The organism is Microbacterium sp. AC132 (assembly GCF_979258525.1).
This window is the reverse complement of record NZ_OZ409862.1, coordinates 2,031,002-2,041,898: the sequence shown is the minus strand read 5'-3', so window position 1 is coordinate 2,041,898 and position 10,897 is coordinate 2,031,002. Positions and strand designations below refer to the sequence as shown.

8 protein-coding genes and 1 rRNA gene are annotated in these 10,897 nt (G+C 67.4%); all 9 read right to left on the bottom strand.

Annotated elements, in window-relative coordinates:
* Positions 1-83 precede the first annotated feature (83 nt).
* A 16S ribosomal RNA gene (locus tag ACZZZQ_RS09670) occupies positions 84-1,608 on the bottom strand.
* Between the two features lie 595 nt (positions 1,609-2,203).
* The gene (gene rocD / locus ACZZZQ_RS09665; RefSeq protein ID WP_053097826.1) at positions 2,204-3,415 is read right to left on the bottom strand and encodes an ornithine--oxo-acid transaminase; all 1,212 of its coding nucleotides are present in this window, start codon (positions 3,413-3,415) and stop codon (positions 2,204-2,206) included.
* On the bottom strand, positions 3,412-4,299 hold the full coding sequence (ddaH, locus tag ACZZZQ_RS09660) for a dimethylargininase (protein WP_053097827.1): 888 nt from the start codon (positions 4,297-4,299) through the stop codon (positions 3,412-3,414). Before ddaH ends, rocD begins: the two co-directional genes overlap by 4 nt.
* A gap of 165 nt (positions 4,300-4,464) precedes the next feature.
* Complete coding sequence (locus ACZZZQ_RS09655) at positions 4,465-4,950, bottom strand: zinc-binding dehydrogenase (RefSeq protein ID WP_463508093.1); 486 nt, start codon at positions 4,948-4,950, stop codon at positions 4,465-4,467.
* Complete coding sequence (locus ACZZZQ_RS09650; RefSeq protein WP_463507430.1) at positions 4,833-5,480, bottom strand: alcohol dehydrogenase catalytic domain-containing protein; 648 nt, start codon at positions 5,478-5,480, stop codon at positions 4,833-4,835. Before ACZZZQ_RS09650 ends, ACZZZQ_RS09655 begins: the two co-directional genes overlap by 118 nt.
* 1 nt (position 5,481) lies before the next feature.
* Entirely contained in the window at positions 5,482-5,712 is a 231-nt protein-coding gene (locus ACZZZQ_RS09645) for a helix-turn-helix transcriptional regulator (RefSeq protein ID WP_320488836.1), read from the bottom strand.
* Positions 5,712-6,146, bottom strand: coding sequence for a hypothetical protein (locus tag ACZZZQ_RS09640; protein WP_447648231.1), 435 nt, complete (start codon positions 6,144-6,146; stop codon positions 5,712-5,714). The genes ACZZZQ_RS09645 and ACZZZQ_RS09640 overlap by 1 nt, the downstream gene beginning before the upstream one ends.
* 90 nt (positions 6,147-6,236) lie before the next feature.
* Positions 6,237-9,938 carry a proline dehydrogenase family protein gene (locus ACZZZQ_RS09635; RefSeq protein ID WP_463507429.1) on the bottom strand — a complete coding sequence of 1,234 codons (3,702 nt, stop codon included), beginning with the start codon at positions 9,936-9,938 and terminating at the stop codon, positions 6,237-6,239.
* A 130-nt stretch (positions 9,939-10,068) separates the two neighbouring features.
* The gene (locus ACZZZQ_RS09630; protein ID WP_230101220.1) at positions 10,069-10,893 is read right to left on the bottom strand and encodes a Rossmann-fold NAD(P)-binding domain-containing protein; all 825 of its coding nucleotides are present in this window, start codon (positions 10,891-10,893) and stop codon (positions 10,069-10,071) included.
* Positions 10,894-10,897 lie beyond the last annotated feature (4 nt).

The window sequence follows — 10,897 nt, the reverse complement described above, 5'->3', positions numbered from 1 at the left end:
AAATGTTCCACCCATGAGCTCCCAGCGAAGAACGAACGTCTTCGATCTGGGTTCTGGACTCCGAAGAGTCAGATGCTCCTTAGAAAGGAGGTGATCCAGCCGCACCTTCCGGTACGGCTACCTTGTTACGACTTAGTCCTAATTACCGATCCCACCTTCGACGGCTCCCTCCACAAGGGTTAGGCCACCGGCTTCAGGTGTTACCGACTTTCATGACTTGACGGGCGGTGTGTACAAGACCCGGGAACGTATTCACCGCAGCGTTGCTGATCTGCGATTACTAGCGACTCCGACTTCATGAGGTCGAGTTGCAGACCTCAATCCGAACTGGGACCGGCTTTTTGGGATTCGCTCCACCTCGCGGTATTGCAGCCCTTTGTACCGGCCATTGTAGCATGCGTGAAGCCCAAGACATAAGGGGCATGATGATTTGACGTCATCCCCACCTTCCTCCGAGTTGACCCCGGCAGTATCCCATGAGTTCCCACCATTACGTGCTGGCAACATAGAACGAGGGTTGCGCTCGTTGCGGGACTTAACCCAACATCTCACGACACGAGCTGACGACAACCATGCACCACCTGTTTACGAGTGTCCAAAGAGTTGACCATTTCTGGCCCGTTCTCGTATATGTCAAGCCTTGGTAAGGTTCTTCGCGTTGCATCGAATTAATCCGCATGCTCCGCCGCTTGTGCGGGTCCCCGTCAATTCCTTTGAGTTTTAGCCTTGCGGCCGTACTCCCCAGGCGGGGAACTTAATGCGTTAGCTGCGTCACGGAATCCGTGGAATGGACCCCACAACTAGTTCCCAACGTTTACGGGGTGGACTACCAGGGTATCTAAGCCTGTTTGCTCCCCACCCTTTCGCTCCTCAGCGTCAGTTACGGCCCAGAGATCTGCCTTCGCCATCGGTGTTCCTCCTGATATCTGCGCATTCCACCGCTACACCAGGAATTCCAATCTCCCCTACCGCACTCTAGTCTGCCCGTACCCACTGCAGGCCGGAGGTTGAGCCTCCGGATTTCACAGCAGACGCGACAAACCGCCTACGAGCTCTTTACGCCCAATAATTCCGGATAACGCTTGCGCCCTACGTATTACCGCGGCTGCTGGCACGTAGTTAGCCGGCGCTTTTTCTGCAGGTACCGTCACTTTCGCTTCTTCCCTGCTAAAAGAGGTTTACAACCCGAAGGCCGTCATCCCTCACGCGGCGTTGCTGCATCAGGCTTGCGCCCATTGTGCAATATTCCCCACTGCTGCCTCCCGTAGGAGTCTGGGCCGTGTCTCAGTCCCAGTGTGGCCGGTCACCCTCTCAGGCCGGCTACCCGTCGACGCCTTGGTGAGCCATTACCTCACCAACAAGCTGATAGGCCGCGAGCCCATCCCCAACCAATAAATCTTTCCAGTAACTGACCATGCGGTCGCTACTCGTATCCAGTATTAGACGCCGTTTCCAGCGCTTATCCCAGAGTCAGGGGCAGGTTGCTCACGTGTTACTCACCCGTTCGCCACTGATCCCACAGAGCAAGCTCCGTGTTCACCGTTCGACTTGCATGTGTTAAGCACGCCGCCAGCGTTCATCCTGAGCCAGGATCAAACTCTCCGTAAAAAAGAAATGCATACAACACCGGGAAAACGGTGACGCAGCGAGTTTGATGCTGACCAAAGAGACAAATCATTGCTGACTTTATCCGTTGCCAACCCCACAAGGAGGTTGGTCTTTGATCCAAAGGAATCTCATCCAGCCGAAGCTGAATCGAGGTTATTTGGCATTTGACAAGTGCACGCTGTTGAGTTCTCAAGGATCGGATGCTCCCACGACCCAGTCATCACAACCAGGCCCGAAGGGCAACTTCTCTATCTTATCTGTGCCATTCGGCCTGTCAAATCGACACGCCGTGAGGCTCAGAACCAGATCTGCAGCTCGGGGCTCAAGGCCGCCGAGGCAACTTCACTAGCTTATCCGTTCCGGAGTCGCTGTCAAATCGACCGTTTCTCCGAAGTGGAAGCTCCAGGTCAGACAGAAGTGTGTCTGCGATCTGCTCCGAGGAGCTGATCGAGTGGAGGTGGTTCTCCGCTTGAGGGGGGTAAGGCTCTCGGCCTCTCCGCTTCCCTGTGGGGCGAACAAGTAATAAGTTACGTGGGTTCCGGGGTTCCGGCAAATCCGGGCTGTCCGCCGGGCGTGTCGCCCGGCGGACAGGGCGTCACGCCCCGAGAACCAGCTTCAGCTGCTCGACCGCCCAGTCGAGTTCGGTCGCGCGGATCACCAGCGGAGGGGCGATGCGGATCGTCTGACCGTGGGTGTCCTTGACGAGCACACCCCGGTCGAGGAGCTTCTCCGCGATCTCGCGGCCGGTGCCCTTGGCGGGGTCGATGTCGACGCCGGCCCACAGCCCGGCGATGCGCACCTCGGTCACCCCGTGCCCGATCAGCGGCTCGAGGCCGGCGGCGAGGTGGGCGCCGAGTGCGCGAGCGCGCTCCTGGAACTCCCCGGACTCGAGCATCTCGACGACCCGCAGGCCGACGGCCGCGGCGAGCGGGTTGCCCCCGAACGTCGAACCGTGTTCACCCGGGCGGATGACTCCGAGCACATCCGCGTCGCCGACGACCGCCGACACCGGAAGGATCCCGCCGCCCAGCGCCTTGCCCAGGAGATACAGGTCGGGCACGACGCCCTCCCGATCGCAGGCGAAGGTCTCGCCGACCCGGCCGAGACCCGACTGGATCTCATCGGCGATGAACAGCACGTTCTTCTCGTCGCAGATCTCGCGGATGCGGCGCAGGTATCCCTCCGGGGGGATCACCACTCCGCCCTCGCCCTGGATCGGCTCGATCAGCACGGCGGCGGTGTTCTCGGTGATGGCCGCTGCGACGGCATCCGCGTCCCCATAGGGAACCACGTCGAATCCCGGCGTGTACGGGCCGAAGTCCGTCCGCGCCTCGGGGTCGTCGCTGAAGCTGACGATGGTCGTGGTGCGTCCGTGGAAGTTGCCGGCCGCGACGATGATGCGCGCCTGGTCGTCCGCGATGCCCTTGACGCGATACCCCCATGCGCGAGCGACCTTGATGCCGGTCTCGACCGCTTCGGCGCCGGTGTTCATCGGCAGCACCATGTCTTTGCCGGCGAGAGTCGACAGCGCGGCGGCGAACGGCTCGAGCCGATCGCTCATGAAGGCGCGGCTCGTGAGGGTGACGCGACCGAGCTGCTCGGTCAGGGCCGCCACGAGAGCCGGATGCCGGTGCCCGAAGTTCACCGCCGAATAGGCGGCGAGCAGATCGAGGTACCGCTTGCCCTCGACATCCGTCACCCACGCACCCTCACCCCGGGCGATGTTGACCGGCAGCGGGTGGTAGTTGTGGGCGACGTGCGGCTCCGCCGTCACCTCGGCGCTCACGCCCGAGTCGACGGCGGTCACACCGCACCGCGCAGTTCGAGGGTGCAGCACTTGATGCCGCCGCCGCCGAGCAGCAGCTCGGACAGGTCGATCATGATCGGGTTGTAGCCGCGCTCGCGCAGCTGCTTCTCGAAGCCCTTCGCGCGCGGCGAGATGATCACGTTGTAGCCGTCGCTCGCGGAGTTGAGACCGAAGACGGATCCGTCCTCGTCGGACACGAGGATCGCCTCGGGGAAGCGCTCCTCGAGGATCGCCCGGCTCTCGTCATCGAACGCGCCGGGCAGATACGCGATGTTCGCGCGCTCGGGGCCGCCGTTCTCTACGCCCTGCACGGGGTCGAGCACCGCGATCGCGGTGTCCAGGTGGTAGAAGCGCGGGTCGACCAGGTTGAGCGACACGACCTCACGGCCGAAGACGTCGCCGACCTCGCGGTGGCTGTCGCCGGTCGAGCGGAACCCGGTGCCGGCGAGGATCACGTCGCCGACGAGCAGGAAGTCACCCTCGCCCTCGTTGACCTCTTCGGGGATCACGGTGTCGTAGCCCGCGGCGCGGAACCAGTCGGCGAACGCGGGCGCCTCGCCCTGGCGCTCGACGAAGCGGAACTTCGGCACGTAGGCGCGGCCATCGATCAGGAATCCGCCGTTCGCTGTGTAGACCATGTCGGGGAACCCGGCGAGAGGCTCGATCAGCTCGACCTCATGGCCGAGCTCGAGGTACAGGTCGTGCAGCTTCTGCCACTGCTCGACCGCCCTGGCCGTGTCGGTCGGCTTCGAGGGCTCCATCCACGGGTTGATCGAGTAGTTCACCGTGAAGTGCGACGGCGTGCACATCAGGTAGTGACGGTGGTGTGCGGTGCGGACCGGGGCTGCGGTCTCGGATGCCGGCGCAGTGGTTTCGACAGACATGGGGCTCCTCGAACGGATGCGGCGGACGCTGTCCAGGGGCCCGGCGGTCCTTCGACCCGCGCCGCTCGATGAGAGCCGGCGCCCGGGGAAGATGCGACTCGGGCACGCCAGCATCCATTCTGTCACCCGCCCCCTGGACGCCGCCAGAGCGCAGGCGCTTCTCGCTCAGGCTCCGCGGACGACGACCTTGCCGACCGTATGACCGGCTTCGAGGTGCGCGAGGGCCGCGCGGGCCTCGTCGAATCCGAATTCGCGCTCGATCACGGGTGTGATCCGCCCCTCGGCGGTGAGCTCGAGCAGCTTCGCGAGGATCTCCGGACGAGGGCTCGCCGCGAGCGGGCGGATGCGGCGGCTCGAACCGATCGACAGGAACGCCGCCTTCACCATCCGCGGGATCGGGCCGAGCACGTGGCCGCCGTCGCCCGTCACGAGCACCACCCGGCCGCCGGAGATCACGAGGCGCTGCAGGTCGCACAGCGGCATCCCTCCGGCGATGTCGATCACCGCGTCGAAGTGTGCTGCGGGCAGCTCCGTCAGCGGCGAGCGACGGTGGTCGAGGGTGCGCACGGCGCCGAGGTGCTCGACGAGGCGCGCGTTGCGTTCACCGCACGTCGCCCAGACCTCGGCACCGCGCAGCGCCGCGAGCTGCACCACGAAGGTGCCCACTCCCCGGAGGCGCCGAGCACCAGGACTCGAGGAACGTGGCCCGCCGCAGTGTGCTTGACGGAGCGGAAGCCGATGCCGGCGTGGTCGAGGGCCTGCCATGCGGTGCCTGCGGCGATCGGCAGGCAGGCCGCAGTCACGGAGGTCACATCCGGCGGGATCGGGACGAGGCGCGTCGCGGGCACAGCGACATGCGATGCGAGTCCCCCTCCTCCGACGAGCTCGCCCACCACGCGCTCGCCGACCTCGGCGCCGATCTCCTGGGATCCGACGGCGACGACGGTGCCGGCCACCTCCATTCCCCGCACCGGATGCTTCGGGCGCGTCAGGCCGAAGACCGGACGCACGAGCAGGGGGTCTCCGAGCATGAGGCGGATGTCACCGGCGTTGAGGGCGGTCGCCTCGACGCGCAGCACCACCTCGCCCGGACGCGGAATCGGAACGGGGATCTGCTCGAGGTGCACTCCGTCGGACGGGCCGTATGTCTCACGCACCCAGGCAGGCATCGTCTCGGTCATCTCACACCTCCGCGCTCGTGGGCTCGGGGTACTGGAACAGGTCGTCGATGCCGACGCCGAACGCCCGGGCGATCTGAAAGGCCAGTTCGAGGGTCGGCGAGTACTTCTCCTGCTCGATCGCGATCAGCGTCTGGCGAGTCACGCCGACGCGGCGGGCGAGCTCGGCCTGGGTCAGACCGGCGGCCTCCCGATGCGCACGGATGCGGTTGGAGACGAGCGTCGGCTTGACCATCAGACGAGACCCCTTCGATAGGCCACGACCCGCGCGATCCCGCCCACGATCGTCGCGATCGCGAAGCCCGCGAACATGGCGTGGGCGATCCAGAAGACGTCCGCGTTCATCGCGCAGAGCAGGATCACGCCGGTGCCCGCGATGGCCACGAACGCCTGCTCGACACGACTCCCCATGCGACCGATGTCCCGATCGCGGATGTCGGACCTGCCCACGCCGTCGGGGTCGCGGGCGCCGGCGATCATGCCCCAGATGATGCTGATCGCGATGGTCACGACGATTCCGCCGCCGATCATCCACAGCATCAGCGGCGGCCAGTCGACCTCGGTCACGGGACCGCCGGCCGCCTGCTGCAGCACCGCGACGACGTACGCCGTGATGGCGATCAGGCTGACGACGAGACCGACCCAGACGTTGCGCTCCTCGTAGACCATGACATCCTCCCGTGTAAAAGATTCTTGACACGAGGTTACGCCTGCGGCATCGTCTGTGTCAAGAATTCTTTACACAGCGCGCGCGCGGCGTCAGATGACGGAGGCGCTCCAGGCGTCGGGGTTGCCGTAGCGGTGCGCGGTGATCGCGATGGCCTGCTCGTGCACGAAGGGCAGCAGCTCGATGCGCCCGGCGGAGGTGACCTCGCCGTCGTACACCGCGAGGTCGGGATCGCCGCCGACGGCTGTCGCCAATGCGCGGTGCCGCGCTGCCACGGAGTCGCGGGGCCCGACCAGCCGCACCCGGCTCGGTCGCAATTCGTCGTCGAGGGATTCAAGCGTCGCGGACGACTGCTCGCCGCGCCGCCGCATCCGCTCGATCCACTCGTCGTCGCTCTCCATGTGGACGACGGCGCCGAGCTCGCCGAGAGCGCGGCGAACCAGCGCCGGAAGACCGACGGGCGTCGACAGCACGAACCGGGCGCCGGCGCGCACCGCGGCGACGACGACGCGCAGCAGCTCCTGCCAGCCGGCATCCGCGGTGGCTCTGATCGCGACCGGAACCGGGCGGTAGCGGAACAGGTTGCGCTCGATCCCGAGGTGCGACACGTCGCGCACCTGCCCGAACTCGCGGTCCCAGGCGAGCGCATCCGAGAGCGCAGAACGACGCAGCCACTCGAAGGCCTCGAAGTCGAGCGACGGCTGCGCCGACTCGATGAGGTCGGTGATGCGCGAGTCCAGCCCGCGCAGATGGAGAGTGCTCGAGACGGTGCCGGACCCGCTCGATCGCCAGGATCCGAGTCCGATGAGGTAGTTCGGGCCGCCGGCCTTGGCGCCGGGGCCCACCGCGGAGCGCTTCCACCCGCCGAACGGCTGGCGCTGCACGATCGCACCGGTGATGCCCCGGTTCACGTAGAGGTTGCCGGCCTGCACGCGGTCGAGCCAGAGCGCGAGCTCAGCCGGGTCCTGCGTGTGCAGTCCGGCGGTCAGACCGTACTCGACCGCATTCTGCAGATCGATCGCCCGCTCCAGCGTCGGCGCGTGCATGACGCCGAGCACCGGGCCGAAGAACTCCTCGGTGTGGAACCGCGAACCCGGCTGCACTCCCACACGGATGCCGGGTCGCCAGAGGCGCCCCGTGGGGTCGTCGGTCGAGACGGCGGGCTCGATCAGCCACTGCTCGTCGCCTTCGAGCTCGGTGAGCGCCCACGCGAGCTTGCCCTCGGGTCGCTCGATGACGGGTCCGACCTCGGCGAGCGGATCGGTGGGCCAGCCGACATGCAGCGACCGAGTGGCATCGGCCAATTGACGGGCGAAGCGCTGGGAGCGTCCGACGGGTCCGACGAGGATCGCGAGGGAGGCCGCCGAGCACTTCTGCCCCGCGTGCCCGAAGGCGCTGCGCACCAGATCGGCGACCGCGAGATCGAGATCAGCCGAGGGGGTGATGATCATCGCGTTCTTGCCGCTGGTCTCGGCGAGCAGCGGAAGTTCGGGGCGCCACGAGCGGAACAGCGCCGCCGTCTCCCACGAACCGGTGAGGATGACCCGATCGACGGACTCGTGCGAGATCAGCTCGCGGCCGAGATCGCCCTCTTCGATGTCGACGAGGGCGAGCACGTCGCGGGGAACGCCGACCTCCCAGAGCGTCTCGGCGATGACCGCCGCGCAGCGGCGAGCCTGCGGAGCCGGCTTGAAGACGACTCCGGAGCCCGCGGCGAGCGCGGCGAGCACGCCGCCCGCGGGGATCGCGAGAGGGAAGTTCCACGGTGGGGTGACGACCGTCACGCGCGCCGGGTCGAACGTGGCGCCGGCGACGGCATCCAACTCCCGCGCCTTGGCGGCGTAGTAGCGCGCGAAGTCCACGGCCTCGCTGACCTCGACGTCGGCCTCGGCGAAGACCTTGCCGGTCTCGGAGGCCGCGACCTCGATCAGGTCTCCGCGGCGGCCTTCCAGAGCGGCGGCCGCGCGCAGCAGCACTTCGGCCCGCTCGGCGGCGGGGCGAGCACCCCAGAGCGCCGCGGCGTCGTGCACGCCCGCGATCGTGGCCTCGAGCGTGTCCGCATCGTCGATCCGGGCGGCCTCGATCGTCGAGACGCCGAGGGTGGAGTCGTCGATCCGGGCGGTGATCTCGCGGGCCCAGTCCCGGTTGGCCGGAAGCGACGGGTCGCTGTCGGGGGTGTTCGCGAAGCCCGGCGCGCCGCCGGTCGCCTCATCGATCTCGCGTGGGGCGTAGACCGCGGTCTCCAGGAACGGCCCGGTCGGGTCATCCGATCCGCGCGAGATTCCGAGCACCGCCTGGGTCAGCCCCTCCTCGGGCGCAGGCGCCACGGGCACGGGCCGCATGGACTCGTGCACGGGTGCGAGTCGGTCCTGGCTGCGCAGCGCCCCCACCTGCAGCGTCGGGGACGCCGAGCGGTCGACCGCATCGAGGAACCTGTCGCGCTCACGCACGAACAGCGCCTCGTCGTCACCGAGGCGGAATGCTGCGGACAGGAAGTTGTCGCTCGACGCGTTCTCTTCGAGCCGGCGCACCAGGTAGCTGATGGCGACGTCGAACTCGCTCGGCTTCACGACCGGGACATAGAGAAGCACCTCGCCGACCTCGCGGGAGACGGCCTGCACCTGCCCCTGCGCCATGCCGAGGAGCATCTCGAATTCGATCGGCGGCTGCGAGTTCGCGGCGGTCGCCGATCCCGGATCGAGAGCGCGGACACCCCGCTCCCCCGCGAGCAGCCACGCATAGGCGATGCCGAACAGGTTGTGACCCGCGATCCCCAGACGCACGGCGGCGACGTTCTCGGGGCGCAGCGCCCAGTCGAGGCAGCGCAGATAGTTGGCGTCGGTGTCGAGCTTCGTGTCATACGTCGCCTGCGTCCATCCGTGCATCCGCGCCTCGACCCGCTCCATCGCGAGGTTGGCTCCCTTGACGAGCCGCACCTTGATGGGGGCGCCGCCGTGGTCGACGCGCTCGCGAGCCCAGGCGGTGAGCTGCTGCAGCGCCGACAGGGCGTCGGGCAGATAGGCCTGCAGCACGATGCCGGCCTCGAGACCTTCGAGCCGCGGATCCTCGAGGATGCGTGTGAACACCGCGATCGTCAGATCGAGGTCGCGATACTCCTCCATGTCGAGGTTGATGAAGGTGCGATCCGACGCGGCGGTCAGATACAGCGGAAGGAGTCGCTCGACGACCGACTGCACGACCTCGTCGAACGCCCACATCGAAATGTGGCTGACGATCGCCGACACCTTCACCGAGACGTAGTCGACATCGGGACGACGGATCAGCTCATGGATGCCGTCGAGCCGCCGCTGCGCCTCGGCCTCGCCGAGCACGGCCTCTCCCAGCAGATTGAGGTTGAGTCGTGCGCCCGATTCGCGGATCTTCGCGATCGCAGGACCGAGCTTCGCCGGTCGGGCGTCGACGACCAGGTGACCGACCATCTCGCGCAGCACCCGGCGGGCGATGGGCACCACGGGGCTCGGCAGCATCTGCGCGACTCCGCCGCCGATGCGCACGGCCGACCGCAGGTACCACGGCAGGAAGTCGGGCACGATCGGGGCGATGCGGTGCAGCTGGGATGCCGCGGCGCTGAGGCTCTCGGGGCGCATGACCCCGTCGACGAATCCGAGCGTGAACGGCAGCCCGTTGGCATCCTGCAGCACACCGGCCAGGCGCTCGGCCGCCGGATCGACATCGGCGGCCGCGGCCTCGATCACCCAGCGGCGGGCGAGCTCGACCGCACGGTCCGCGAGCGAGACGGATTCGGGATCCGTGGAGGGCATCGGGTCGGCCATGAGCTCAGCCTAGGACCGCGGCGAGCGCCTGGCCCTGAGCGACGATCGCGTCGTGCGGTTCCGGCCGCAGTTCGTGCCGTCGAACGCGCGGGCGGGCGGCACGAACTGCGACCGGAAGAGGTGAAACCGCTCAGAGCGCGGCGATCATCTCGTCGTATCCCTCGCGGAAGGTCGGGTAGTCGAGATCGCCGAGGAACTCCTGCAGCAGATGCCCGTCGAGCACCGTCCCGCCGCCGACCTCGGGGTCGAGGTGCGGCGGCGGCTCGACGCCGAGCCGGGTGGCGATATGCGCGACCACGTCTCCGAGCAGCACCGGCTCCCGATCGACGGCGTGGATCAGCGGTGGCGCGGAGTCGGCACGCAGCATCGCCTCGAGCAGCCGCACGAGGTCCGTCTCGTGGATCCGGTTCGTGCGACGCGTGTGGTCGACCGGTGCCGCCTCTCGCACCCGTCGGATGAGGAAGTCGCGTCCCGGGCCGTAGATGCCGGCGGGCCGCACGATGCGGGCACCGAACAGCTCCATGGCCAGCTGCTCGCCCTCGACCAGATCGCCGCCTCGCTCGCTCGAGACCCGCGTCGCGTCGCGCTCGGTCAGCGGTGTCTCGCCAGGACGCCCCTCGAACACCCGCGTCGATGACACGAACACGACCCGCTCCGGCATCGACGGCAGGGCCTTCGCGAGTCCGCGCAGCGCCGGTGGATAGATCGAGTCGCCCTCGGTGCTGGGCGGCAGCGTGACCACGACCGAGTCGAAGGCCGGAAGGTCGCGGTCGAGCGGATGCCGCAGATCCGCCTCGATCGTCGGGAAGGGCAGCTCCCCCGCACTCCGGCGCATGGCCGTGACCTGCGCGCCCTGCTCGACGAGCCGCTCGCCGAGTCGCACGCCGAGTTTGCCGCATCCCACCAGCAGCACCGAGCCCGGTGCGCGCGTCTCGAGACCCCACGGATCGGTCACGGGG

What these genes read in the sequence shown, in the direction of transcription:
- ddaH (WP_053097827.1), bottom strand. Translation starts at nt 4,299, where the DNA reads ATGTCTGTCGAAACCACTGCGCCGGCATCCGAGACCGCAGCCCCGGTC.
- ACZZZQ_RS09650 (WP_463507430.1), bottom strand. Translation starts at nt 5,480, where the DNA reads ATGACCGAGACGATGCCTGCCTGGGTGCGTGAGACATACGGCCCGTCC.
- ACZZZQ_RS09645 (WP_320488836.1), bottom strand. Translation starts at nt 5,712, where the DNA reads ATGGTCAAGCCGACGCTCGTCTCCAACCGCATCCGTGCGCATCGGGAG.
- ACZZZQ_RS09640 (WP_447648231.1), bottom strand. Translation starts at nt 6,146, where the DNA reads ATGGTCTACGAGGAGCGCAACGTCTGGGTCGGTCTCGTCGTCAGCCTG.
- ACZZZQ_RS09635 (WP_463507429.1), bottom strand. Translation starts at nt 9,938, where the DNA reads ATGGCCGACCCGATGCCCTCCACGGATCCCGAATCCGTCTCGCTCGCG.